At 63.8% G+C, this 23825-nt stretch carries 23 protein-coding genes and 3 tRNA genes; 9 read left to right on the top strand and 17 right to left on the bottom strand.

Features of this window, described 5'->3' with window-relative positions; translation table 11 throughout:
• Positions 1 to 101: 101 nt before the first annotated feature.
• On the bottom strand, positions 102 to 1349 hold the full coding sequence (locus tag RHPLAN_RS20815) for a flavin-dependent oxidoreductase (protein ID WP_068021462.1): 1248 nt from the start codon (positions 1347 to 1349) through the stop codon (positions 102 to 104).
• A 118-nt stretch (positions 1350 to 1467) separates the two neighbouring features.
• On the opposite strand from RHPLAN_RS20815, the gene RHPLAN_RS20810 reads away from it, so the two are divergent.
• Complete coding sequence (locus tag RHPLAN_RS20810; protein WP_068021460.1) at positions 1468 to 2352, top strand: beta-keto acid cleavage family enzyme; 885 nt, start codon at positions 1468 to 1470, stop codon at positions 2350 to 2352.
• Between the two features lie 63 nt (positions 2353 to 2415).
• Here RHPLAN_RS20810 and RHPLAN_RS20805 read toward each other — a convergent pair whose 3' ends face one another.
• The 4 genes from RHPLAN_RS20805 to RHPLAN_RS20790 form a co-directional block, all read right to left on the bottom strand.
• Complete coding sequence (locus RHPLAN_RS20805; RefSeq protein WP_068021459.1) at positions 2416 to 3345, bottom strand: fumarylacetoacetate hydrolase family protein; 930 nt, start codon at positions 3343 to 3345, stop codon at positions 2416 to 2418.
• 132 nt (positions 3346 to 3477) lie between these two features.
• Positions 3478 to 3554, bottom strand: a tRNA-Asp gene (locus RHPLAN_RS20800).
• 219 nt (positions 3555 to 3773) lie between these two features.
• Positions 3774 to 3849, bottom strand: a tRNA-Val gene (locus RHPLAN_RS20795).
• A 139-nt stretch (positions 3850 to 3988) separates the two neighbouring features.
• Complete coding sequence (locus tag RHPLAN_RS20790) at positions 3989 to 4264, bottom strand: HU family DNA-binding protein (RefSeq protein WP_068021457.1); 276 nt, start codon at positions 4262 to 4264, stop codon at positions 3989 to 3991.
• Between the two features lie 353 nt (positions 4265 to 4617).
• Here RHPLAN_RS20790 and RHPLAN_RS20785 point away from each other — a divergent pair, with 353 nt between their 5' ends.
• Together RHPLAN_RS20785 and RHPLAN_RS38465 are read left to right on the top strand one after the other, a co-directional pair.
• A complete protein-coding gene (locus RHPLAN_RS20785) occupies positions 4618 to 5826 on the top strand; it encodes an FAD-dependent monooxygenase (RefSeq protein ID WP_068021454.1) in 1209 nt (402 codons plus the stop codon).
• 90 nt (positions 5827 to 5916) lie between these two features.
• A protein-coding gene (locus RHPLAN_RS38465; protein WP_157099989.1) for an IS630 family transposase occupies positions 5917 to 6865 on the top strand; the annotation gives its coding sequence in 2 pieces (ribosomal slippage) (positions 5917 to 6252 and positions 6254 to 6865; 948 coding nt in all).
• A gap of 76 nt (positions 6866 to 6941) precedes the next feature.
• Here RHPLAN_RS38465 and lon read toward each other — a convergent pair.
• The 6 genes from lon to RHPLAN_RS20745 form a co-directional block, all read right to left on the bottom strand.
• On the bottom strand, positions 6942 to 9374 hold the full coding sequence (gene lon, locus RHPLAN_RS20770) for an endopeptidase La (RefSeq protein ID WP_068031588.1): 2433 nt from the start codon (positions 9372 to 9374) through the stop codon (positions 6942 to 6944).
• 310 nt (positions 9375 to 9684) lie between these two features.
• The gene (clpX, locus tag RHPLAN_RS20765; protein ID WP_068021451.1) at positions 9685 to 10953 is read right to left on the bottom strand and encodes an ATP-dependent Clp protease ATP-binding subunit ClpX; all 1269 of its coding nucleotides are present in this window, start codon (positions 10951 to 10953) and stop codon (positions 9685 to 9687) included.
• Positions 10954 to 11171: 218 nt separating this feature from the next.
• Entirely contained in the window at positions 11172 to 11804 is a 633-nt protein-coding gene (locus tag RHPLAN_RS20760; protein WP_068021449.1) for an ATP-dependent Clp protease proteolytic subunit, read from the bottom strand.
• Between the two features lie 223 nt (positions 11805 to 12027).
• Entirely contained in the window at positions 12028 to 13377 is a 1350-nt protein-coding gene (gene tig / locus RHPLAN_RS20755; RefSeq protein ID WP_068021446.1) for a trigger factor, read from the bottom strand.
• Positions 13378 to 13478: 101 nt separating this feature from the next.
• Positions 13479 to 13563 (bottom strand) — tRNA-Leu (locus RHPLAN_RS20750).
• Positions 13564 to 13682: 119 nt separating this feature from the next.
• Entirely contained in the window at positions 13683 to 15179 is a 1497-nt protein-coding gene (locus RHPLAN_RS20745; protein ID WP_068031586.1) for a bifunctional ADP-dependent NAD(P)H-hydrate dehydratase/NAD(P)H-hydrate epimerase, read from the bottom strand.
• A gap of 245 nt (positions 15180 to 15424) precedes the next feature.
• Between RHPLAN_RS20745 and RHPLAN_RS20740 the strand changes: the two genes are divergently transcribed.
• Both RHPLAN_RS20740 and glnA read left to right on the top strand, forming a co-directional pair.
• The gene (locus tag RHPLAN_RS20740) at positions 15425 to 15763 is read left to right on the top strand and encodes a P-II family nitrogen regulator (RefSeq protein WP_068021443.1); all 339 of its coding nucleotides are present in this window, start codon (positions 15425 to 15427) and stop codon (positions 15761 to 15763) included.
• A 63-nt stretch (positions 15764 to 15826) separates the two neighbouring features.
• Positions 15827 to 17236, top strand: a complete 1410-nt coding sequence (gene glnA, locus RHPLAN_RS20735) for a type I glutamate--ammonia ligase (protein WP_068021441.1) — start codon at positions 15827 to 15829, stop codon at positions 17234 to 17236.
• Positions 17237 to 17326: 90 nt separating this feature from the next.
• On the opposite strand, the gene RHPLAN_RS20730 is transcribed toward glnA, so the two are convergent.
• The 6 genes from RHPLAN_RS20730 to RHPLAN_RS20705 form a co-directional block, all read right to left on the bottom strand.
• Positions 17327 to 18691, bottom strand: a complete 1365-nt coding sequence (locus RHPLAN_RS20730) for an amidohydrolase family protein (protein ID WP_068021439.1) — start codon at positions 18689 to 18691, stop codon at positions 17327 to 17329.
• 49 nt (positions 18692 to 18740) lie between these two features.
• Complete coding sequence (locus tag RHPLAN_RS20725; RefSeq protein WP_068021437.1) at positions 18741 to 19541, bottom strand: SDR family oxidoreductase; 801 nt, start codon at positions 19539 to 19541, stop codon at positions 18741 to 18743.
• Positions 19542 to 19586: 45 nt separating this feature from the next.
• Positions 19587 to 19817 (bottom strand): hypothetical protein, encoded by a 231-nt coding sequence (locus tag RHPLAN_RS20720; RefSeq protein ID WP_068021435.1) that lies wholly within the window; start codon positions 19815 to 19817, stop codon positions 19587 to 19589.
• A 136-nt stretch (positions 19818 to 19953) separates the two neighbouring features.
• On the bottom strand, positions 19954 to 20430 hold the full coding sequence (rpsI, locus tag RHPLAN_RS20715; RefSeq protein ID WP_068021433.1) for a 30S ribosomal protein S9: 477 nt from the start codon (positions 20428 to 20430) through the stop codon (positions 19954 to 19956).
• A complete protein-coding gene (gene rplM, locus RHPLAN_RS20710; RefSeq protein WP_068021431.1) occupies positions 20430 to 20894 on the bottom strand; it encodes a 50S ribosomal protein L13 in 465 nt (154 codons plus the stop codon). The genes rpsI and rplM overlap by 1 nt, the downstream gene beginning before the upstream one ends.
• 147 nt (positions 20895 to 21041) lie before the next feature.
• Positions 21042 to 21455 carry a PaaI family thioesterase gene (locus tag RHPLAN_RS20705; protein WP_068031583.1) on the bottom strand — a complete coding sequence of 138 codons (414 nt, stop codon included), beginning with the start codon at positions 21453 to 21455 and terminating at the stop codon, positions 21042 to 21044.
• Between the two features lie 122 nt (positions 21456 to 21577).
• On the opposite strand from RHPLAN_RS20705, the gene RHPLAN_RS20700 reads away from it, so the two are divergent.
• The 4 genes from RHPLAN_RS20700 to RHPLAN_RS20685 all read left to right on the top strand — a co-directional run bounded on the left by RHPLAN_RS20700 (position 21578) and on the right by RHPLAN_RS20685 (position 23691).
• Positions 21578 to 22399, top strand: a complete 822-nt coding sequence (locus RHPLAN_RS20700; protein WP_068021430.1) for an enoyl-CoA hydratase — start codon at positions 21578 to 21580, stop codon at positions 22397 to 22399.
• A complete protein-coding gene (locus RHPLAN_RS20695; protein ID WP_157100390.1) occupies positions 22396 to 22650 on the top strand; it encodes a hypothetical protein in 255 nt (84 codons plus the stop codon). The genes RHPLAN_RS20700 and RHPLAN_RS20695 overlap by 4 nt, the downstream gene beginning before the upstream one ends.
• Before the next feature lie 5 nt (positions 22651 to 22655).
• Entirely contained in the window at positions 22656 to 23249 is a 594-nt protein-coding gene (locus RHPLAN_RS20690) for a CoA-binding protein (RefSeq protein ID WP_068021426.1), read from the top strand.
• A 94-nt stretch (positions 23250 to 23343) separates the two neighbouring features.
• Complete coding sequence (locus RHPLAN_RS20685) at positions 23344 to 23691, top strand: hypothetical protein (RefSeq protein WP_157100389.1); 348 nt, start codon at positions 23344 to 23346, stop codon at positions 23689 to 23691.
• The last annotated feature ends 134 nt before the right edge of the window (positions 23692 to 23825 follow it).

Below are 23825 nucleotides of genomic sequence, written 5' to 3'. Positions count from 1 at the left end.
TCTGCTGTGTCATTGAACACATGGGAGGCGAGGTCGTTCCGGGCGTCACGCGACCGTGTTTCGTCTATTGGGGGCCGCTGGGTCGAGGAACCGCGCGGGGCTCACGCCGCTTTGGGCTTGTTGACCTGGCTCTGGGCAAATCCCGCCGCTCCGGCGTAGCCGCGCACGATCGCCTTGCGCTCCTCGAACGACAGCACGTCGTCGATGTTGCTGAAGCCGTCCGGCGCGCGCGCTTCGATCGCGTCGATGACGCCCTCCGGCCCCCCGCCCCGGTTCATGCGCACGATTTGCGCGGTCGGCGGCATCCGCTCCTGCTCGTATTGCCAGAGCGCGTGCACGGTGTGCTCGGCGGTGACGAGGCGGTCGGCGAGACAGCGCGCGTCGAGGATCGCCTGCGAGGCGCCGTTCGAGCCGACCGGGTACATCGGATGCGCGGCATCGCCGAGGAGCGTGATACGTCCGTGCGACCAGCGCGGCAGCGGGTCGCGGTCGCACACCGGATACTCCCAGAACTCCGGCGTCGCCTCGATCAGCGCCTTGGCGTCGACGTAGGGGATCTGGAAGCGCTGCACGTGCGGCATCAGGTCCTCGAAACGGCCGGGCCGGGACCAGTCTTCCTTGTTGGGCGGCGCGCCGCCCGGACCGACCTTCACGAGCACGGCCCAATTGGTCAGAGGGCGGTCGTCGCGCGCGCCCTCGCCGATCGGATAGATTACAAGCTTGGCCGCCATGCCGCCGGCGATCACCATCGAGCGGCCGGTGAGAAATTGCGGCCAGTCCATCGCGCCGCGCCACAGCATCGCGCCGTTCCAGCAGGCCGATCCTTCGTTCGGATAGAGCACGGAGCGCACGTAAGAATGGATGCCGTCGGCGCCGATCAGCACATCGCCGGTCACGGTGCGGCGATGGGTGCCGGCACGATCGAAGAAATACGCGGTGACGCCGGTTTCGTCCTGCTTGAAGCCGCCGAGACGGCAGCCGAGATGGATGCGGCTTTCGCCGAGCCGCGAGCGCACCGCCTGATAGATCACGCCCTGCAGACGGCCGCGATGGATCGAGAGTTGCGGCACGTCGTAACCGGCTTCGAGGCCGCGCGGCTCGCGCCAGATCTCCTGGCCGAAGCGGTTGGTGTAGATCAGCTCGTGGGTGCGGATCGCGACCGCGTCCAGCCGCTCCATCAGGCCAAGCTGCTGCAGCTCCTTGATCGCGTGCGGCAGCGTGTTGATGCCGACGCCGAGTTCACGGATGCCCTCGGCCTGCTCGAACAGCTCGCAGTCGATGCCGCGGGCATGCAGCATCAGAGCCGTGGTGAGACCGCCTACTCCGCCGCCGACGATGATGACCTTCACGGACGATCCTTAACGCACGCAACCAAACCATGCTTATAATCCTCCGCTTGAGGGCGGAACTGCAACAACTTCCGGGGCGCAAGGTTGACGGGTGCACACCGGTCCAAAGGGGTGGAAAATGGCCAGAAAAGTGATGATTTCCTGCGCGGTGACCGGCTCGGCCGATACGCCGGGGCGCAATCCGGCGGTCCCGGTGACGCCGGAGCAGATCGCCAGCTCCTGCCTGGATGCCGCCAAGGCCGGGGCCGCCATCGTCCACATCCACGTGCGCGATCCCAAGACCACCAAGCCCAGCATGGACAAGGCGCTCTATCGCGAAACCGTCGAGCGCATCCGGGAAAAGAATTCCGACGTCATCATCAACCTGACGACGGGTCCTGGCGCGCGCTTCTATCACGACGACAAGGACCCCTCGAAGCCCAGCGCCGACTCCGTGTTGTGCGGCCCGGCCGAGCGCGTGCAGCACGTGATGGAATTGCGCCCGGAGATCTGCAGTCTCGATATGGGCAGCCTCAACATGGGCGACCGGGTGTTCGTCAACACGCCGACGCATCTCAAGGCCATGGCGCTGTCGATCAAGGACGCAGGCGTGACGCCCGAACTCGAAGTGTTCGAGACGGGCCATCTGCTGCTGGCCAAGAAGTTTCTCGAAGACGGTCTCGTGAAGGGGCCGGGCCTGTTCCAGATCTGTCTCGGCATCGCGTGGGGTCAGCCCGCGACGCCAGAGGCCATGACCTATATGCGCAATCTGCTGCCGCCAGGCTGCACCTGGTTCGCCTTCGGCATCTCGCTCTGGCAATTCCCGATGGTGGCGCAGGCGGTGCTGCTCGGAGGCCATCCGCGGGTCGGAATGGAAGACAACATCTATCTCGAAAAGGGCAAGCTCGCGCCGAGCAATGCGGCCCTCGTCGAGAAGGCCGGCAAGATCATCCAGATTCTCGGCGACGAGATCGCGACGCCGGCGGACGCGCGGAAAATGCTGGGGATCGGCGCGAACCACTGACAAGGCTCAAAAGAAAATGCCCGGGCGGTGGGCCCGGGCATCGCTTTGGAGCCGTGCGGAAGGCTACTTCGCGTACTTGCCGCCGGTCTGCTTGGTGTGCACGCCCTCGGCGCCACTTTCCTTGTGCTTGAGGCGCGTGATGCGCGCCCAGGTGCGCTTCTGGTCGTCCCTCACGGTGATGTGCAGCGTGCCGAGCCCCTCGGTGGTGAGCTCGATCTTGTCGCCGTCCATGAACGGGTTCAGGCCCCGGTGATTGGTGCCGGTGGCGAGGATGTCGCCCGGCAGCAGCGTGTGGATCGCGGTGACCCACTCGATGCAGCGCGGGATCTTGTGCGCCATGTCGTCGGAGTTGAACTTCTGCATCACCGTGCCGTTGTTGGTCAGCACGATCGGCAGCTTGTGCGGGTCGGCGATCTCGTCGGCGGTGACGATATACGGGCCGATCGGCGCGAAGGTGTCGCGCGACTTCATCTGGTAGAACACGTTGGTCGGCGGGACGACGCCGCGCGCCGAGCCGTCGATGAAGTTGGTGTAGCCGAACACGTAGTTCATGGCGTCGGCGGCCTTCACCTGGGTGGCCTTCTTGCCGATGACCACGGCGAACTCGGCCTCGCCCTCGAAGATCGTGGCCGGCATGTCGGGCAGCACCATGGTGTCGCCGTCGCCGATGATCGAGCTGGGGGACTTCATGAAGGCGTTGATCGGCGCGGGCTCCGGCAGCGTGCCGTCCTCCATGTAGTTCACCGCCATGCAGATGATGTTCTCGGGCTTGGGCAGCGGCGCGCGGAACTTGACCTGGGAGACCGGCTTGCCCTGCCCTTTGGCGGCGGCGTCGGCGAGCTTGCCCTTGTAGGTGCCCCACTGCTCGATGACGGTGCGGATCACGTCCTGCGGCCCGAGTTTCGGGATGTCCTTCACCACATCCGACACATCGACGACCTTATCGCCCGTGACCACGCCCAGTTTGAAGTCGTCGAAAAACGCCAGTTTCATGTTTTCTCCCTAGAACAGTTCAGTGCGCGTGAATGCTGAAGCTTTGGATTAAGCCGGGCGGATCGTGGCGCTGCCCGTGCGCCATTGCAAGCCAGGGCTTGATGGGCAGCACGGGTGCTATGCGGAAGGAAATGGCGGGAGCGAAGGGGCTCGAACCCTCGACCTCTGCCGTGACAGGGCAGCGCTCTAACCAACTGAGCTACGCCCCCGCGGGCGTGGGAGAGGGCTTAAATGCCGCTCCAAGCCAAGTCAAGAATATCGCTCAAGCTTTTGTTTCAACGGTGGGTCCAGATCTCGCCAAGACCCTTTGCCACCCGCAAAGGTTGCCTTTGGTCCCGCAGATCGCGAGGCCGGTCTGGTTGCCCGAGCGGTAAGTCACCGCAAGGCCCGTTTTGGAGGTCCCGCGCAATGCCGCTTGGAGTGAAGCGTGGTGGGCGGTGACGGGATCGAACCGCCGACATCCTGCGTGTAAAGCAGGCGCTCTGCCAGCTGAGCTAACCGCCCTTTTCAACCGCGTTTGGCGGCTCCTTATCGCCCCGGCCGCTTGGCGCTGCAAGCGCCTCGGAGCCACAGGGGATCATGCCGAAAAACAAACGCCCCCGCGACAGCCGCGAGGGCGTTCATCACGAACCGGTCGGATGCGTTACTTGTTCACGGCATCCTTCAGGCCTTTGCCGGCGGAGAAGCGCGGCCGCCTGGCCGCCTTGATCTTCACCGGAGCGCCCGTGCGCGGATCGCGGCCTTCACGAGCCGCCCGCTTCACCACCCGGAAATTACCGAACCCCATGATCTTGACTTCGCCACCCTTCTTCAGCGCACCAGTGATCGCATCGAAGGTCGCGTCAACCGCCGATGCTGCCGCCGTCTTGGTCATCTGCGCCTTGTCGGCCACTGCCGCGATGAGCTCGTTCTTGGTCATCTGACCGATCCTTTCCCTGCCATCGAATCAACGGCGCATGTGCCGTTGTGATTGCGGAGAGTTTGCTTGAACCACGGCAATTGCAACGATTCGTTTTTCGAAAACCCAGACGCCACCGTGCATCGCTGGGGATGATCGCGGCAAATGTAACAGGCGTCTCGGTTTTTGCCGCTCGCGGACTGTGCGATTCGGCGCGACTTTGGAGCCCGGAAAACAACTTAAGCAAGACTTACCGCTCTGGCTGTCACCCAAGAATCGCGCGCGACTCAGGAAAACGACTCACGCGGCGCGGCCGCCTTGCGTCGCCGCCGACGAGGCTTCAGCATCGGCATCGTCTGATCCGGGAGCAGCGTGTGGCGCGGCGGGCGTTGGTGATTGGCGGTTCGGTCGGGGGCCTGTTTGCGGCGCACCTGCTGCGCAAGACCGGTTGGGATGTCGCGGTCTACGAGCGTGCCGCGGCAAGCCTTGGCGACCGCGGCACCGGCATCGGCACGCGGCCAGAGCTGTTCGCAGCGATGCGTCATGCAGGCGTTGCCGCGGACGCGAGCGCAGGCATCGACGTGCTTGGCCGCGTGGGCCTGGCCCCCAACGGGAGTGTCATCCACGAGAGATCGGTGCGAGCCGTCACCAGCGCCTGGTCGCGCATCTGGCGTCCGCTGCGGCAGGCCCTGCCCGATGCGTTCTATCAAGGAAACAAGGCGCTCATTCGGATCGAGCTGACCGCGGACAACGTCGCCGCGGTCTTTGCGGACGGCGGCAGAGCCGAGGCGGAGCTGCTGGTTGCCGCGGATGGGCTGCATTCGACCGTGCGGGCGCAGCTCCTGCCCGATGCCATGCCGCACTACGCCGGCGTGGTGGCTTGGCGCGGGGTGGTCGAGCCGCATCAGCTCGCACCCGAACTGCACGAGCTGATGTTTCGCCACATGGTGTTCGGCTTTCCGGACGGCGAGCTGATGCTGTCGATCCCGATGCCTGTGCCGCAAGGCGGGTCCGGCGAGCGATGCTGCCATTTCGTCTGGTTCCGGCCGGCGGACGAGCCGGCACTGCGGGCCCTCTGCACCGACGCAACCGGCAAGGCGCATGGTCTTTCAATCCCGCCGCCTCTGATCCGGCCGGAGCTCATCGAAGGCATCAAGCGCAACGCCACCGCCCTGCTCGCGCCCCAGCTGGCCGCGCTGGTGACCGGCACGGCGCAGATCATCCTGCAGCCGATCTTTGATTTTGAAGCCCCTCGGATTGCCTTTGGCCGCGTGGCGCTGATCGGCGACGCAGCCTTCGTGGCGCGGCCGCACGTGGCCTCCGGCGTCATGAAAGCCGCGCTCGATGCCGAGAGCCTCGCCGGCGCTCTGGGAGCCGTCAGCGACGTCGCGGCCGCGCTCTCCCGCTACCACGCCGACCGCCAGCCCTACGGCGCCTGGCTGGTCGAGCGCGGCCGGCACATCGGCGCGACCATCGCGTCCCGCGACATTGAGCCCGGGCTGCGCAGCGAAACCATCATGCGGGAATACGGCGCAGCGGGGCTCGTGCGCGACCAAGCCATGGCGGCCCGGGTGGGCAGCTAGAGCGGTTCACTTCTTTTCTGAATCGCTGGGGATTCCGCTGGGCTTCGAATTGTGATTCAAGCTGCTGGCTGGGTTGGAGGCCAGCAGCTCATGACCCGACCTCTGTCCAATGATCTGCGTGAGCGTGTCGTTGCGGCGGTGCGGAACGGTGAGAGCTGCCGGACGGTGGCTTCGCGGTTCGGCGTGGCGGTGTCGTCGGTGGTGAAGTGGTCTCAGCGCTATCGGACGACTGGCTCAGTGTCGCCGAGCAAGATGGGTGGATATCGCAAGCCGGTGCTCGATCCGCATCGGGCCTTCATCCTGGAGCGCATCAGACAGACCCCGCATCTGACCCTGCATGGGCTGAAGGACGAACTTGCCGCGCGTGGGGTAAAGGTCTCGCACAATGCCGTGTGGCTGTTCCTGCGGCGCGAAGACCTGCGGTTCAAAAAAAACACTGTTCGCGCTTGAACAGGCCCGGGCCGACATCGCCCGCAGACGAAAGCGCTGGCGATCCTGGCAGGCCGGTCTCGATCCACGGCGTTTGGTCTTCATCGACGAAACCTGGATCAAGACCAGCATGGCCCCGCTGCGCGGATGGGGACGCAAGGGCGATCGCCTGCGAGCTTACGCGCCGCATGGTCATTGGCGGACGCTGACCTTCCTCGGCGCGCTCCGCCACGACGGCCTCACAGCCCCTTGCGTGTTCGATGGCCCGATCAACGGCGAGTGCTTCCGAGCCTATGTCCAGCAGCAACTCGTTCCCGCACTGAAGGCCGGCGATATTGTCGTCATGGACAACCTCGGAAGCCACAAGGCTGCCGTGCTGCGACAGATCATAAGAGCAGCCGGAGCCAGGCTCTGGTACCTGCCGCCCTACTCGCCGGACCTCAATCCGATCGAGCAGGCCTTCGCCAAGATCAAACATTGGATGCGCATGGCTCAAAGGCGCACCATCGACGATGTCTGGCGCCAAATCGGCAGCCTCGTCACAACCATAGGCCCCCGCGAATGCAGCAACTACTTCGCAAACGCCGGATACGCTTCCGTCAAATTGTGAACCGCTCTAGATCATCGCCCAAAAAGAAACGGCGGCGCCGGAGCGCCGCCGTTGCAGCTTGTAACGACCGGTCGCGTCAGTGCGCGGTCAGGCCGGAGCCATCCTCGTCAACCACGGCCTCGACCGAAGTCTCGACCGGTTTGGTGGTCTCGTCCCACTGGATCGGCTCAGGCACGCGCACCAGCGCCCGCTTGATGACCTCTTCCATGCGAGAGACCGGAATGATTTCCAGGCCCTTTTTGACGTTCTCGGAGATTTCCACCAAGTCCTTGGCGTTCTCCTCCGGGATCATCACGGTCTTGATGCCGCCGCGCAGCGCGGCCAGCAGCTTCTCCTTCAATCCGCCGATCGGCAGCACGCGGCCGCGCAGCGTGATCTCGCCGGTCATGGCGACGTCCTTGCGCACCGGGATGCCGGTCATGGTCGAGACGATCGCCGTGACCATACCGACGCCGGCCGACGGGCCGTCCTTCGGGGTTGCCCCCTCCGGCACGTGCACGTGGATGTCGCGCTTGTCGAACATCGGCGGCTCGATGCCGAAGGCGATCGCGCGGGAGCGGACGTACGACGCCGCAGCCGAGATCGACTCCTTCATCACGTCACGCAAATTGCCCGTGACGGTCATGCGGCCCTTGCCGGGCATCATGACGCCTTCGATGGTGAGCAACTCGCCGCCCACGTCGGTCCAGGCAAGGCCCGTGACCACGCCGACCAGATCGTCGGCTTCCACCTCGCCGTACCGGTACTTCGGCACGCCGAGATAGGCCTCGAGCTTCTTCGGATCGACCGCAACCGACTTCGCCTTGTCGAGGGTGAGCTCCTTCACGGCCTTGCGGACCAGTGTCGAAATCTCACGCTCGAGGTTGCGGACGCCAGCTTCCCGCGTGTAACGGCGGATCAGCATCAGCAACGCATCGCCGGTGATCGACCACTCCTCGCTCTTGAGGCCGTGCTTGGACACCGAAGCCGGGATCAAATGCTTGCGCGCGATCTCGACCTTCTCTTCCTCGGTGTAGCCTGCGAGCCGGATGATCTCCATGCGGTCCATCAAAGGCGGCGGGATGTTGAGCGTGTTCGCCGTCGTGATGAACATCACGTTGGAGAGATCATAGTCGATCTCGAGATAGTGGTCGTTGAACGTCGAGTTCTGCTCGGGGTCGAGCACCTCGAGCAAGGCCGACGACGGATCGCCGCGGAAATCGGCGCCCATCTTGTCGATCTCGTCGAGCAGGAACAGCGGGTTCGACGACTTCGCCTTCCGCATCGACTGGATGACCTTACCGGGCATCGAGCCGATGTAGGTGCGGCGGTGACCGCGGATTTCGGCCTCGTCACGCACGCCGCCAAGCGACACGCGCACGAAGTCGCGGCCGGTCGCCTTCGCGATCGACTTGCCGAGCGAGGTCTTGCCAACGCCGGGAGGCCCGACCAGGCACAAGATCGGCCCGGTCAGCTTGTTGGCGCGCTGCTGCACGGCGAGATACTCGACGATACGCTCCTTGACCTTCTCCAGGCCGAAGTGATCGTTGTCCAGCACCTCTTGGGCGTGCTTGAGGTCTTTCTTGACCTTGCTCTTCTTGTTCCACGGAATCGAGAGCAGCCAATCGAGGTAGTTGCGCACGACCGTGGCCTCGGCGGACATCGGCGACATCTGTCGGAGCTTCTTGAGCTCGTGCGTGGCCTTCTCGCGGGCTTCCTTGGAGAGCTTGGTCTTCTTGATCTTGTCTTCGAGTTCGGCCAGCTCGTCGCGGCCTTCCTCGTCGCCCAGCTCCTTCTGGATCGCCTTCATCTGCTCGTTGAGGTAGTACTCGCGCTGCGTCTTCTCCATCTGGCGCTTGACGCGCGTGCGAATGCGCTTCTCGACCTGCAGCACGGAGATTTCACTCTCCATCAGGCCCAGAACCTTCTCGAGCCGCTCGGCGACGGTCGGGGTCTCAAGGATGCCCTGCTTGTCGGGTATCTTGACCGCGAGATGCGACGCCACGGTGTCGGCAAGCTTGGCGTAGTCCTCGATCTGCTGGACCACGCCGACGACTTCCGGCGACACCTTCTTGTTGAGCTTCACGTAGTTCTCGAACTCGGTCACGACCGAGCGCGCGAGCGCTTCGGCCTCGACCTTGTCGCCCATGTCGTCCTGAAGAACGACGGCGGTCGCCTCGTAGTAGTCGCTACGATCGGTGTACTCGAGAACCTTGCCGCGCTGCGCGCCCTCGACCAGCACCTTCACCGTGCCGTCGGGCAGCTTCAGGAGTTGCAGCACGCTGGCGAGCGTGCCGGTCTCGTAAATCGCGTTGGTGGCAGGATCGTCATCGGAGGCGTTCTTCTGCGTCGCGAGCAGAATGAACGTATCCGAGCGCATGACCTCTTCAAGCGCCTTGATCGATTTCTCGCGGCCGACGAACAGCGGCACGATCATATGCGGGAAGACCACGATGTCCCGCAGCGGGAGCACCGGATAGGCCCGGGTCTCACCTGGGTTGAGCGGCGGACGTGGCTTGGGAAGTGTCATTTCCATGGTCCTTATTGTTGTGCCCCTCCCTCATGGCCCGCGTGTGCGCAGCCGCGATGGAGTGCCGGATGGCCGGGCATTTGGTCGTCATTCCCGCTTCTCGAACAAAGCAAAAACAAGACCGGGTGCCCGGTAGCTGGCGAATCTGCAAAGAATGCCCATTCGCCAACGTATTAGGTGGATACAGCGACCCGGGGTGTCAAGTTAGCCTGTAGATTCAAGCAAATATGACACCGCACTCGCCCTTTCGGGCGAGCCGGCATCACTACGAACTGAGCGTTACAAAAGCGGCGGTAGCAGGCCACCGGCTCTAGCTGGCCGTGGCGCCGGCATCTCCGGCGCGATCAGCGTAGATGTAAAGCGGCCGGGCGGTGCCCTCGACCACCTCCTTGGAGATCACGACCTCCTCCACGCCTTCGAGGCTCGGCAGGTCGAACATGGTATCGAGCAGGATGCCCTCCATGATCGAACGCAGGCCGCGCGCGCCGGTCTTGCGCTCGATCGCCCTGCGGGCGATCGCGCCGAGCGCTTCCTCGGCGAGCGTGAGGTCGATCGACTCCATCTCGAACAGGCGCTGATACTGCTTCACCAGCGCGTTCTTCGGCTCCATGAGAATCTTCTTCAGCGAGGCCTCGTCGAGATCCTCCAGCGTGGCCACCACCGGCAGACGGCCGACGAACTCCGGGATCAGGCCGTACTTCAGGAGATCCTCCGGCTCGACCGCGCGGAAGATTTCGCCGGTGCGGCGATCCTCCGGAGCCGAAACCTTGGCGCCGAAGCCAATCGAGGTCGACTTGCCGCGCGCCGAGATGATCTTCTCCAGGCCGGCGAAGGCGCCACCGCAGATGAACAGGATGTTCGTGGTGTCGACCTGCAGGAACTCCTGCTGCGGATGCTTGCGGCCGCCCTGCGGCGGCACCGAAGCAACCGTGCCTTCCATGATCTTCAGGAGCGCCTGCTGCACGCCCTCACCCGACACGTCGCGAGTGATCGACGGGTTGTCGGACTTGCGGCTGATCTTGTCGATCTCGTCGATGTAGACGATGCCGCGCTGCGCGCGCTCGACGTTGTAATCGGCCGACTGCAGCAGCTTCAGGATGATGTTCTCGACGTCCTCGCCGACATAGCCGGCTTCGGTGAGCGTCGTCGCGTCCGCCATCGTGAACGGCACGTCGAGGATGCGCGCCAGCGTTTGCGCCAGCAGCGTCTTGCCCGAGCCGGTCGGACCGATCAGCAGGATGTTGGATTTCGCCAGCTCAACGTCGTTGTGCTTGGCCTGATGGTTGAGCCGCTTGTAGTGGTTGTGAACGGCGACCGCGAGGACCTTCTTCGCGTGGTCCTGCCCGATGACGTAGTCATCGAGGACCTTGCGGATTTCCTTCGGCGTCGGGATGCCGTCGCGCGACTTCACCAGCGAGGATTTGTTCTCCTCGCGAATGATGTCCATGCACAGTTCGACGCACTCGTCGCAGATGAACACCGTCGGGCCGGCGATGAGTTTTCGGACTTCGTGCTGGCTCTTGCCGCAAAACGAACAGTACAGAGTGTTCTTCGAATCGCCGCCGCCGACTTTGCTCATTCCGCTCTCCGTAGCCTCGCGAAGCACCACGAGGCTGATCGACTATTTAGCAGCAGCCACGCTAAAAAACCGTAGCATGACCGTCACACTTTCCCCTAACGCGCCTCCAAGATACTAGCGAACCACGCTAAGGCAGCAATAATCAAGATTTCATTAACAATAACACTGCCCGGAAAATGGCCCTTTTCGGGGCTTTTTGCTGCATCGGATCGGGCAGATCAGGGCTTCGTTGGTGCCGGCTCCTCCGGGCGGTTCTCGATGACCTTGTCGATCAGACCAAAGTCCTTGGCTGCGTCGGCCGTAAGAAAGTAATCCCGTTCGAGCGCATCTTCGATCTTCTTGATCGGCTGGCCGGTGTGTTTGACGTAGATCTCGTTCAGCCGCTTCTTCAGGTTCAGGATTTCCTGAGCGTGCAGCATGATGTCGGTCGCCTGGCCTTGGAACCCGCCGGACGGCTGATGGACCATCACCCGCGCGTTGGGCAGCGCGAAGCGCATATCCTTGGCGCCGGCCGCGAGCAGCAGCGAGCCCATCGAGGCAGCCTGGCCGCAGCACAGCGTCGACACAGGCGGCCGGATGAACTGCATGGTGTCGTAGATCGCCATGCCCGCCGTCACCAACCCGCCGGGCGAGTTGATGTACATCGAGATTTCCTTCTTCGGGTTTTCCGCTTCGAGAAACAGGAGCTGCGCCACCACCAGCGTCGCCATGCCGTCTTCGATCGGACCTGTGATGAACAGGATCCGCTCCTTCAGGAGCCGCGAGAAAATGTCATAGGCCCGCTCGCCACGGTTGGTCTGCTCGACCACCATGGGGACCAGGTTCATGTAGGTGTCGACGGGATCTCTCACGCTCTATCTCCTGCAGGCGGACGGACGAATCGAAGGCTCCGCCAAGACTATATAGGTTCCGCCCGGGGCGACATGTAGGGCGGAGGGTCGTGCAAACCCTGTGGACGGACCGCTGCGCCGCACGAGGAGCTGCAGCTTCCGGGGCCGCGGCCATCGCCGCAGTCCCGGTCACGTCAAATAGTCCAGCCGCTCAGTCGCGCAAGGGCCAGTCGACGATGCCGCGTCAGGCTTCGTCGTCTTCCTTAAAGAGCTCTTCCTTCGACACCGTCTTGTCGGTGATTTGGGCGAGTTCAAGAATGAAGTCGATGACCTTCTCCTCGAAGATCGGCGCGCGCAGGCTCGCCAGCGCATCGGGATTGTTGCGGTAGAAGTCCCACACCCGCTGCTCCTGGCCCGGCATCTGCCGTGCGCGATCCATCACGGCGCGGCTCAGCTCTTCGTCGCTGACGTTGATCTTGTTGCGTTCGCCGATCTCGGCAATGACAAGACCCAACCGCACGCGCCGCTCCGCGATGCCCCGGTATTCTTCCTTGGCCTTCTCCTCGGTCGTGCCCTCGTCCTCGAAGGTTCGCTTGCGGGCTTGCAGGTCGTCCTGGATGGTCTTCCAGACGTTGTTGAACTCGTCTTCGACGAGGCTGGGGGGCGGATCGAACTTGTGGCGGGCATCGAGTTCGTCGAGCAGCTTGCGCTTGACCTTCTGCCGCGACATCGCGGCGTGCTCCTGGCCGATGCGCTGCTTCATCATCTCGCGGAGCTTCTCCAGCGACTCGAGCCCGAGCGATTTCGCAAATTCGTCGTCGATCTTCACCTCTTGCGGCGCCTCGACCGACTTCACGGTGACGTCGAACTCCGCATCTTTGCCGGCAAGGTGCTGCGCCGGATAGGTCTGCGGGAACGTCACCTTCACGGTGCGCTTGTCGCCTGCGGCAACGCCGATGAGTTGCTCCTCGAAGCCCGGGATGAAGGTGTCGGAGCCGATCACCAGCGCGACGTCGCCGCCGGTGCCGCCCTGGAACGGCTCGCCGTCGATCTTACCGGTGAAGTCGATCGTGACCTTGTCCTTGCTCTCGGCCTTGGCGCCATCGGCCTTGGCGGCGTACGGACGGCTCTGCTCGGCAAGGCGCTGCACGGCTTCGTCGACTTCGGCGTCGGCCACATCGGCGGTCAGCCGCTCGATCTTGATGCCCTTGAAGTCGGCGAGTTCGATCGGCGGCAGAATTTCGAGCGCGACCGTGTAAGCGAGATCGGTCTTGCCTTCGAAAATCTGCTCGATCGATTCCTTGTCCTCCGGCAGCTTGACCTGCGGATCGCGGACCAGCTTGAAGCCGTTGTCAGTGACGATCTGAGCGTTGGCCTCGCGCACGCTGGCATCGATGGTCTCGGCCATCACCGAGCGTCCATAGAGACGCTTCAGGTGTGCCACCGGCACCTTGCCAGGCCGGAAACCGTTGATGCGAACCTGGTCCTTCAGCTGGACCAGCCGCTCGTCGACCTTGGTGGCCAGATCGGCCAGGGGGACCACGACCTTGAATTCGCGCTTGAGGCCGTCGCTGAGAGTTTCCGTGACTTGCATCTCGACAATCTTCGTGTTGTGCCGCGGATGCGGCGTTTAGAATTCCCGCTGGTCTTAGCAGGGATCAGCCGGCGGCGCGCCAAAGAACTGCGCCAGAGAGGTGGTGCGGGCGGAGGGGCTCGAACCCCCACGACTTTCGTCACGGGAACCTAAATCCCGCGCGTCTACCAGTTCCGCCACGCCCGCCCTGGCGTTGAAGTCGTACCGCGATCGGCTGAGCGGCGCGGCTTATAACACGGGCTTTTGCTGCGGCACCACCCTTAAAAGCCGGGCTTGTGGTTACCGCGGAGGGTCGCGGTCAGGGATCACGGCCAGACGCCCAGATCGACGAACAGCCGCCGGTAGACCATGCGCAGGGCGTCCGGCAGGTCTTCGGAGATGAGCCCCGGCCCTGCTTCGGTGCCAGCCTCGCCATGAAGCCACGTTGCAGCGCTGGCCGCTTCGAACGCCGGCATGCCCTGGGCCAGCAGCCCTGCGACAAACCCTGCCAGGACGTCGCCCGAGCCGGCGGTCGCGAGCCATGGCGGCGCATTTTCGGTGATCGAGGCCCGGCCGTCGGGTGCGGCCACCACGGTATCCGAGCCTTTCAGCAGGACGACCGCCCCCGAGGCCTCTGCGGCGGCATGCGTACGGTCGCATTTTGATGATTTATCAGATATTTGCACGATATTGCTAAATAATCGCGCGAACTCACCTTCGTGCGGCGTTAGCACGGTCGGTGCCGCCCCCCGCGCCCGGATGGCGCCAAACAGCACGGCAGGGTCCTCAGCGAAACTGGTCAGCGCGTCGGCGTCGAGCACCACCGCCCGCTCCCCTTGGAGCGCTGCCAGCACGAGTTCACGCATCGGCGCGCCGACTCCGCCTCCTGGACCGAGCACGACCGTGTTCAGCCGCGGATCGGACAGCAATGCCGCAAGCTCGGACGCGCCATCGGTGGCCCGGACCATGACGGCGAGGCTTGCCGCGGCGTTGATGGCGAGCGCGTCGCGGGGGCTCGCCAACGTGACGAGGCCCGCCCCTGCCCGGAGCGCGCCGCGTGCGGCAAGCCGCGCGGCCCCGGTGTGCGACGGTCCGCCCGACACGATGACCGCGTGGCCGCGACGATATTTGTGGCCGCCGGACTGCGGCACTGGAAATACGCCGGCCCACAGGCTTTGCGCGTTGGCGCAAATGCGCGGACCGATTGTCGCAAGCACGCTCTCGGGAATTCCGATGTCGACGACTTCAACCGGCCCGCAATGCAGCCGGCCCGGCAGCAGCAGATGGCCGGGCTTCCGCCGAAAGAACGTCACGGTCTCGCTGGCGTTGACCGCGACCCCCATCTCAGCGCCGCTGGTGCCGTTGATGCCGCTCGGAAGGTCCACCGCAATGACCGGCCCGGTGGTTTCGTTGATCGCCTCGATCATCGCGCGCGCCGATCCGGTCACCGGGCGGTCGAGGCCGGCTCCGAACAACGCATCCACGGTGAGATCCGCTCCCGCGAGGCCGGCGGGCTCAGCCGTTTCGACCGGACCACTCCATGAACGAAACGCTTCGGCCGCGTCGCCCTTCAGGCGATCGCGGTCGCCGAGCAACAGAAGCCGCACCCGATAGCCGCGGCCGGCAAGGATGCGCGCGCAGACAAATCCGTCGCCGCCATTGTTGCCCGGACCCGCGACGACGCAGACCATGCCGGGAGCATGCCGCGCCACCGCGTCCGCCACAGCACGGCCAGCTGCCTCCATCAGGCGGATGCCCGGCACGCCGCCTTCGATCGTGAGGCGGTCGGCCTGCGCCATTTCGGCGGTGGTAAGAAGCTCAATCATGGGGCGGGACACTATCGGCCGGGTCAAACGGCCACAACGAGGACAGAACTTGACCATTGGATAGGCAATTTGCCTATTACGTAGGCGAGGCCCGCTGGCGTTTGAATTTCCGTTTGCCACAAACTTCAGCTAACCAGTCGAAAATCAAGGAATTTCGTGACCTCCGACCTTGGCACGGACCCTGCTATCGGAAGGCGCGGTGCGTCTGGAGACGTGACCGGACGCCCGGGAGATGAAGCGCGATGAAGAAGATCGAGGCCATTATCAAACCGTTCAAACTCGACGAGGTGAAGGAGGCTCTCCAAGAGGTTGGGCTGCAAGGCATCACAGTGACCGAGGCCAAGGGCTTCGGCCGCCAGAAGGGACACACCGAGTTGTACCGGGGTGCCGAGTACGTCGTGGATTTTCTCCCTAAAGTGAAGATCGAGATTGTTCTCGGCGATGATATGGTCGAGAAAGCCATCGAGGCGATCCGTCGCGCCGCCCAGACCGGGCGTATCGGCGACGGAAAGATTTTCGTCTCGAATGTCGAAGAGGCAATCCGGATCAGAACGGGGGAATCCGGAGTGGACGCGATCTAGCGCGCCGATCCATCCATAAAGTTTTTTGAGCACCACAGCCCGTCACGAAAGGGAAAGCGTTCCATGACTACCGCCAAGAACGTCATGAAGATGATCAAGGACAACGACGTCAAATACGTCGATTTCCGATTCACGGATCCACGTGGCAAGTGGCAGCACGTGACCTTCGACGTCTCCATGATCGAGGAAGACACCTTCGCCGAAGGCCAGATGTTCGACGGCTCTTCGATCGCCGGCTGGAAGGCCATCAACGAGTCCGACATGTGCCTGATGCCCGATCCGGCCTCGGCCTCGATCGATCCGTTCTTCGCTGAGACCACCATGGTGCTGGTCTGCGACGTGCTCGAGCCGACCACTGGCGAGCCCTACAACCGCGACCCGCGCGGCATCGCCAAGAAGGCCGAGGGCATGGTGAAGTCGATGGGCATCGGCGACACGATCTTCTTCGGCCCTGAGGCCGAGTTCTTCGTGTTCGACGACGTCAAGTACAAGGCCGACCCGTACAACACCGGGTTCAAGCTCGATCAGGTCGAACTGCCGATCAATTCCGACACCTCGTATGAGGGCGGCAACCTCGGCCACCGCATTGGTACCAAGAAGGGCTACTTCCCGGTGCCGCCGCAGGACTCGGTGCAGGACATGCGCTCGGAGATGCTCGCCGCGATGGCGCGGATGGGCTGCGTGGTCGAGAAGCACCACCACGAAGTCGCCTCGGCGCAGCACGAGCTCGGCCTCAAGTTCGCGCCTCTCACCGTGATGGCCGACCGCATGCAGATCTACAAGTACTGCATCCAGCAGGTTGCCAACATCTACGGCAAGACCGCGACCTTCATGCCGAAGCCGATCTACGGCGACAACGGTTCGGGCATGCACTGCCACCAGTCGATCTGGAAGGCCGGCAAGCCGGTGTTCGCGGGCAACAAGTACGCCGATCTTTCCGAGACCTGCCTGTCCTACATCGCCGGCGTCATCAAGCACGCCAAGGCGATCAACGCCTTCACCAACCCGACCACCAACTCCTACAAGCGGCTGGTGCCGGGCTTCGAAGCCCCGGTGCTGCTCGCCTACTCGGCGCGCAACCGTTCGGCCTCCTGCCGCATTCCGTGGACGACCAACCCGAAGGCCAAGCGCGTCGAGGTCCGCTTCCCCGATCCGCTCGCCAATCCGTATCTTGCATTTGCCGCGCTGCTCATGGCCGGCCTTGACGGCGTCAAGAACAAGCTCGATCCGGGCGAGGCCATGGACAAGGACCTCTACGATCTGCCGCCGAAGGAGCTGAAGAAGATCCCGACGGTTTGCGGCTCGCTCCGCGAGGCGCTCGCCAACCTCGACAAGGATCGCGAGTTCCTGAAGGCCGGCGGCGTGTTCGACGACGACTTCATCGACAGCTACATCGAGCTGAAGATGACCGAGGTGATCCGCTTCGAGCACACCCCGCATCCGGTCGAGTACGACATGTACTATTCGGCGTAACTGCACGTCCGTCTTCCGGACGGCCGTCTGCGTCAACAAACTGAAAGGGGCGCTCTTGCGGGCGCCCCTTTTTCCATGGGCTTGCGGCGCTCACGCGGCACGGGTCGGCAGCGCCTCGAAATCCGCGAGGATGCGATCGCCCGAGCTCTGCAGCTTTGCAAGCTTTCCGGCGACGTCGTCCGCGAGCAACCGGCCGGCCTGCTTCACGGTGCGGCCGGCGATCAGCACGGTGTCGACATTTGCGGTTGCGGCCTGCATCACGGCACAGCCCACGAGATCGCGCATCGGCGTCATGTTGAGTGCGTCGGTCCGCAGCAGGACGAGGTCGGCCTGCTTGCCCGGCGTGACCGAGCCGACACGGTCATCAAGGCCGGCGATTTTTGCGGCGTCGATCGTCACCCAGGCGAGCGCGTCGCGGCAGGTCACCGCCGCGCGCTGCGGCCGGCTGCCGGTTTTCTCCAGCGTCTCGATGATGCCGCGGTTGCGCTCATGTTGCAGGGTCAGCCGCATGCAGGTGAAGAGGTCCGAGCCGACCGCGGGCTCGACGTCGGAGCCGATCGAGATCGGCGCCTTGTGTTCGTGCAGGATGCCGGTGAGCGGATCGCCGTAACCCATCTGCAATTCGATCTCGGCGGTGACCGTGAATGTCCCGCCGCGATCGGCGATCCGCCGCACTGTGTCGGGCGCGATGTCGTTGCCGTGCACGATCGTCAGGTGGCGGTCGACCAGCCCGTCGTCGAGCAGCCGCTCGAAACCGTCCGGCACCATCCCCTTTCCGCCACCTACATGCATGCTGGCGAACACGTCGAACTCGCGCGCCAGCGCCAGGTCCTGCTTCGTCACATCGTAGGTTGAGTAGTACGGACCGAGGACTGCGAGGCCGAAGGTCAGAAGCCCGTCACGGCTGGCGAAACGGCCCTTGCAGAAGCGTTCTACCTCGCCGCGCGGCATCGGCACCTCGCTGAAATGTTTTTGGCCGGGCTTGGGATCCGGTTTCGGCGAGCCGTGCAGAAACAGCGCGCGGATGCCGGCATCGGCCAGGCCCTGCACGGCGGCGTCGCTGTGCGCCGGCGTCGGGTTGTTGTGGCACCAGTCGACCAGCGTGGTCGCGCCGTTGTTGATCTGGTTCAGCGCGCCGACCAAGTTGGCGATGTGGATGTCCTCGGGGCGAAACAGCGTGGCAAGCCCGCGATGCATCGCCTGCATGTATCCCGCGACCGTCCAGTCGGCGGCAAGGCCGCGCAGCCCGGTCTGCCAAGTGTGCAGATGGCCATTGATCAGGCCGGGCAGCAGCAGCATCCGCGAGGCGTCGATCACCTCGGCGTCATCGGCTGCGATGCTCGGCGCGACGGCCACAATACGATCTTGCTCGATCAGCACATCGCCCTTCGGCAAATCGCCGATTGCGGCATCCATGCTGACGATGGCCGCGCCCTTGATCAGCTTTCGACGCATGGTCTCTCCATACTGTTGTGCGCTTGATGATAGCGCGGGTATCGAGCCGTCAATCGTAGCGCGACATCCGCAGCGGATCGACCTGGCCGCCATCCATATCGATCGCGGCGCCCTGCAGCCAGCGGCCGCGCGGCGAGACGATGAAGGCGACGAGGCCCGCGACATCCTCCGGCTTGCCGAAACGCGTGATGTCGAGCTCCTTGCGGTGATGCTCGATGGCCGCGGCCTCATCGAGGCCGGTGCGCTTCATGATGATATCGAGACGATGACGGAAGCGATCGGTCGCGACCGAGCCGGGATTGACGGAATTCACCTGCACGCCGTCGCGTTTGCCGATCTCGGCCAGTGCCTTCATGAAAGCGAGCTGCGCGCCGATCACCGAGGAGCCGATCATGTAATCGGCGACGGGCGCTCGGGCGCCGATGCCGGCAATGGCCACGACCGAGCCGCCGCGTGCCTTCAGCAGTGGCCACAGCGCCCGGCTGAGCTTCACCTGGGCGAAAAACTTCAACCCGAAGCCCTGCTCCCAGTCCGTGTCGCTGAGCTTGAGAAAATCACCGCGGCGCGCTGCGCCTGCATTGTTCACGAGGATATCGAGACCGCCAAAGACATCGTTCGCGGCTTTGGCCAACCGCTCCGGCTCGCCGACGCCAGTAAGATCGGCCGCATGAATCTCGGCGCGCCGGCCGAGTTTACGGATCGCGTCCGCGGTGCCGGCCAGCGCCTCACGGTCGCGCGCGGTCAGCATCAGATCGCAGCCGGCTTGGGCGAGCTCCAGCGCAATGGCTTTGCCGATGCCGCGGCTCGCGCCGGTCACCAACGCGATCTTATCTTTGAGTTCGGATGTCATGGGCGCATCGATTGCGAATCGCGAACGATCCGTCAACGGGCGCGATTAATGGACGAGATAGATCAGCATCAGCACCGCGAGCGCTGCCGCGACCATCGCGAACTCGCGGTGATACGAGGAGGCACCGTAGGCGCCCGCCGCGCGGCGGCTGCGGATCACGTCCGCCTCGTATTCGTCCGACGACGAATAGGCGCAGGCGAGCGCGAGTCCCGCGCAGGCGGCGTCGGCTTCAAGCGTCAGTGCGGTTGCCTTGCCGTGGATGCGTGCCGAATCCATGCAGCCAAGATTAGGCCGCACGCGTAAAGGTCTGGTTGTCGGACACGCCTAACGCTTGCTTACTTTTCGTTGCCGCATCGCAAAAGAAAAAGGGCGCCGCGAAGGGCGCCCTCTTCCGTGTTTGTGTTGAAGCCGATCAGCGCTTCGAGAACTGGAATGACCGGCGGGCCTTGGCACGGCCGTACTTCTTGCGCTCGACCACGCGGCTGTCGCGGGTGAGGAAGCCGCCGCGCTTGAGCACCGAGCGCAGCTCCGGCTCGAAATAGGTCAGCGCCTTCGACAGGCCGTGGCGCACCGCGCCGGCCTGACCCGAAAGTCCGCCGCCGGACACCGAGCAGATGATGTCGTACTGGCCGGTGCGATTGGCCGCGACGATCGGCTGCTGGATCAGCATGCGCAGCACCGGACGGGCGAAGAACACCTCGATCGGCCGGGTGTTGACCGTGATGGTGCCCTTGCCGGGCTTCACCCAGACGCGCGCGACGGCGTTCTTGCGCTTGCCAGTGGCATACGCGCGGCCCTGCTTGTCGAGCTTCTGGATGTGCTTCGGAGCTTCGGGCGCCACAGGCTTGAGCGACGAAAGCTGGTCGAGCGATTGAATGGTCTCGGCCATCAGGCGGCCCTCATGTTCTTGCGGTTCATGGCTGCGATATCGAGCTTCTCAGGCTGCTGGGCGGCGTGCGGGTGATCCGCACCCGGATAGACGCGGAGGTTGCCGAGCTGGACACGGCCGAGCGGGCCGCGCGGCAGCATGCGCTCCACGGCCTTCTCAAGCACGCGCTCAGGAAAGCGGCCTTCGAGGATCGAGCGCGCGGTGCGCTCCTTGATGCCGCCGATGAAGCCGGTGTGGTGGTGATAGACCTTCTTCTCGCGCTTGCGCCCGGTCAGCACGACCTTGGCGGCGTTGATGACCACGACGCTATCGCCATCATCCATATGCGGGGTGTAGCTCGCCTTGTGCTTGCCACGCAGCCGCATGGCGATGATCGTCGCGAGCCGGCCGACGACCAAACCACTGGCGTCGATCAGAACCCATTTCTTCTCAATATCTGCGGTCTTAGTAGAGTGTGTTGCCATAACACTTGATGTCCGTTGACGCGGATTTCGCTTGAGCGCGGCTTGTAACGGACCGGAGTCGTGCGGTCAACGACAAATGACGGGCAATTCCGATGGTATTTCAACAGGATGTAAAATAGGTATTATAGCACCACTCTCCAAGTTCCGTTATTTTCGAGGGATCGAGTAGGTCGATGTCACATGGGCGACCGGTTCCACGGTGCCGTCGGAGAATAGGCCCACCTCGCCCACCGCCAGCCGTTTGCCGAGTTTGAGCAGCCGGCATTCAGCCACCAGGTCCCGGGGCTCGGGTTTGCGCAGGAAATTGATATTGAGATTGGTCGTGACCGCCAGCGGCACCGGGCCAATCGAGGCGAGCAACCCCACGTACATGGTGAAGTCCGCGAGCGCCATCATGGTCGGCCCCGAGATGGTGCCGCCGGGCCGCACGAATTGCGGCTGGTAGGCCTGCCGCACGCGGCCGCCGCCATGCCACACCGCCTCGATGGTGAGGCCGCTTTCAGGATGGAACGCCTGCGGAAACTCGGCCGCCAGAAACCGCTCGAGCTCCGCCAAAGACATGAGGGCGCTTTTCAACAATGGCGCTTTGGCTGCTTCATTCATGGCCCGGCCTTGCCGCGCTCCCTGATCACCCTAGATCGGGTACAATGCCAGAATCCAAGCCGTAAAGGCCGCCGACCCCGATGAATGTCGAGACCACTCGCGTCACCACCGCGGAAGCCGCCCTGCTCCGTCACGATGACGGCCCGGTCGCCGTGCTCACGTTGAACCGTCCGGCCGCGAGGAACAGCCTTTCAGAACAACTGCTCGTCATGCTTGGCGACGCGTTCACCGCGATCGCCGCAAACAAAGAAATCCATGCCGTGGTGCTGGCGGCGAACGGGACGGCATTCTGCGCCGGCCACGACCTCAAGGAACTCTCCTCGCGGCGCACTGACGCCGACGGCGGTCGCGCATACTTTCGCCACATCATGACGACCTGCAGCGCGATGATGCAGCAGATCGTCAACCTGCGGCAGCCGGTTATCGCCTCGGTGCAAGGCGTGGCGTCGGCAGCGGGCTGTCAGCTTGTCGCGAGCTGCGATCTTGCCGTGGCGTCCGAACAGGCCGGTTTCGCGACGCCCGGTGTCGACATCGGACTGTTCTGCTCGACCCCGATGGTGGCGCTGTCGCGCAATGTGGCGCGCAAGCATGCGATGGAAATGCTGCTGTCGGGCGAGATCGTTCCTGCCGAGCGAGCCGCAGCGATGGGGCTCGTCAACGCGGTGGTGCCGCACGGCGAGCAGCATGGCCGCGCGCTGGAGCTCGCGCACAAGATCGCGGCGAAGTCATCGCACGTCGTCGGCATCGGCAAGGCTGCGTTCTATCGCCAGATCGAGCTGCCACTCGCCGAGGCCTACCGCTATGCTTCCGAAGTGATGACCGAGAACATGATGGCGCGCGATGCCGAGGAAGGCATCTGCGCATTCATCGAGAAGCGCGACCCGACCTGGGAAAATCAATGACTGCTGCAAACTCGATGGGCATTGTCCTGGCCCCAGGGCTGCACGCGCTCAGGCTGACGAAGCGCGAGGTGATGCGCGGCACTCTCGCTGGCGTCGCGTTTTGCATCGTTCTCACCGCGGGCTTTGCTGCGATGTCGGCGTGGCAATGCGGCGGCGTATGTCTGCCCGAAACTTTGGACAATGCGATGCTGTCGCTCGCCGCAGGCCTCCTCGGTCTCGGTCCGGTTGCGGCCTATGGCGGACGCCGCTGAGACACATGAACCACGACAATTATCCCGACACTTTCATTCGCGGCATTCTCAACACCGTGAAGACCATCGCCATGGTCGGCATCTCTCCGAAGGACAGTCGGCCCAGCTATTTCGCCTTCAAATATCTGCTGGAGCGCGGCTACCGCATGCTTCCGGTGAACCCCGGCCAGGCCGGCAAGGACATCCTTGGCCAGAGGGTCTATGCCACGCTGTCGGAAATTCCCGAGCCGGTCGACATGGTCGATGTCTTCCGCGCCTCGCAGTACGCGTCCGCCGTGGTCGACGAGGCGTTGACCATGACGCCGCGGCCGGCGGTGATCTGGATGCAGCTTGGCGTGCGCGACGATGAGGCCGCGGCCAAGGCCGAAGCAGCAGGCATCAAGGTCGTCATGAACCGCTGTCCCAAAATCGAATACGGCCGCCTGTCATCGGAGATCGGTTGGATTGGCGTGAACTCGCGCACGCTGAGTTCCAAGCGTGCTCCGCTTTTGGGCCGAGGGGTGCAGCGCATGTCGCTGAATCGTTTAACGATGTCTGGCGGTTCAACCGAGGCGGCCGAGCGTGCAGCGCATGATACCACCAGGGGAACCAAGGCCTGACGATTTGCGTTGTACAACTCGCGTGAAGGCTTGTGCGACGAACGACTTGTGCGACTATCGTCTGGCCGCAGTGTCAGTGGCCGTGGAGGCACCGATGAAATTTTACTTCGCGCTTGCAGCAGTGTTGGTCGCTTTCACGCCTGTCACGGCGTCGGCCCAGAGCCAGGAAGACCAGCAGGCCTGCATGAACGACGCCTTCACGGTGTGCGGCGACGCTATTCCGGATCGAGCTCGCGTCGCGGCCTGTCTTGCACGAAACATCAACCGGATTTCGGCTCCATGCCGCATGGTGATGGCACGCTACTCCAAGCAGGGCCCGGCGGCGTCGCGGCGCGAACGGGGTTTTGATCAGGGCGACCGGTATGATCGCGGCGACGATCAGCCCGATCGGCCGGACCGCTGGGACCAATACGATCAGCGCGGCCGTTACGGCCGGTATTAACAAGTCGCTTTTCTCCGCCTTTCGGGGGAAGCAATTCCAAATTTATCTGCTTAATCAGCACGGCGGTTGCGAATTAACGCAACCGTCAGTCTATGCCTTGACGCTCCTCTGTGGTTCGATACACCCGATAAAAT

It is taken from the genome of Rhodoplanes sp. Z2-YC6860 (assembly GCF_001579845.1).
GTDB lineage: Bacteria > Pseudomonadota > Alphaproteobacteria > Rhizobiales > Xanthobacteraceae > Z2-YC6860.
Note: the sequence above shows the minus strand (reverse complement) of the source record. Positions and strands in the feature narration are given on the sequence as shown.

Bases quoted from the DNA above. Each gene is read 5' to 3' on its own strand.
- RHPLAN_RS20810 (WP_068021460.1), top strand. From the start codon at position 1,468: ATGGCCAGAAAAGTGATGATTTCCTGCGCGGTGACCGGCTCGGCCGAT.
- RHPLAN_RS20805 (WP_068021459.1), bottom strand. From the start codon at position 3,345: ATGAAACTGGCGTTTTTCGACGACTTCAAACTGGGCGTGGTCACGGGC.
- RHPLAN_RS20790 (WP_068021457.1), bottom strand. From the start codon at position 4,264: ATGACCAAGAACGAGCTCATCGCGGCAGTGGCCGACAAGGCGCAGATG.
- lon (WP_068031588.1), bottom strand. From the start codon at position 9,374: ATGACACTTCCCAAGCCACGTCCGCCGCTCAACCCAGGTGAGACCCGG.
- clpX (WP_068021451.1), bottom strand. From the start codon at position 10,953: ATGAGCAAAGTCGGCGGCGGCGATTCGAAGAACACTCTGTACTGTTCG.
- tig (WP_068021446.1), bottom strand. From the start codon at position 13,377: ATGCAAGTCACGGAAACTCTCAGCGACGGCCTCAAGCGCGAATTCAAG.
- RHPLAN_RS20740 (WP_068021443.1), top strand. From the start codon at position 15,425: ATGAAGAAGATCGAGGCCATTATCAAACCGTTCAAACTCGACGAGGTG.
- glnA (WP_068021441.1), top strand. From the start codon at position 15,827: ATGACTACCGCCAAGAACGTCATGAAGATGATCAAGGACAACGACGTC.
- RHPLAN_RS20730 (WP_068021439.1), bottom strand. From the start codon at position 18,691: ATGCGTCGAAAGCTGATCAAGGGCGCGGCCATCGTCAGCATGGATGCC.
- RHPLAN_RS20725 (WP_068021437.1), bottom strand. From the start codon at position 19,541: ATGACATCCGAACTCAAAGATAAGATCGCGTTGGTGACCGGCGCGAGC.
- RHPLAN_RS20720 (WP_068021435.1), bottom strand. From the start codon at position 19,817: ATGGATTCGGCACGCATCCACGGCAAGGCAACCGCACTGACGCTTGAA.
- rpsI (WP_068021433.1), bottom strand. From the start codon at position 20,430: ATGGCCGAGACCATTCAATCGCTCGACCAGCTTTCGTCGCTCAAGCCT.
- rplM (WP_068021431.1), bottom strand. From the start codon at position 20,894: ATGGCAACACACTCTACTAAGACCGCAGATATTGAGAAGAAATGGGTT.
- RHPLAN_RS20705 (WP_068031583.1), bottom strand. From the start codon at position 21,455: ATGTCTTTGGCGGAGCTCGAGCGGTTTCTGGCGGCCGAGTTTCCGCAG.
- RHPLAN_RS20700 (WP_068021430.1), top strand. From the start codon at position 21,578: ATGAATGTCGAGACCACTCGCGTCACCACCGCGGAAGCCGCCCTGCTC.
- RHPLAN_RS20695 (WP_157100390.1), top strand. From the start codon at position 22,396: ATGACTGCTGCAAACTCGATGGGCATTGTCCTGGCCCCAGGGCTGCAC.
- RHPLAN_RS20690 (WP_068021426.1), top strand. From the start codon at position 22,656: ATGAACCACGACAATTATCCCGACACTTTCATTCGCGGCATTCTCAAC.
- RHPLAN_RS20685 (WP_157100389.1), top strand. From the start codon at position 23,344: ATGAAATTTTACTTCGCGCTTGCAGCAGTGTTGGTCGCTTTCACGCCT.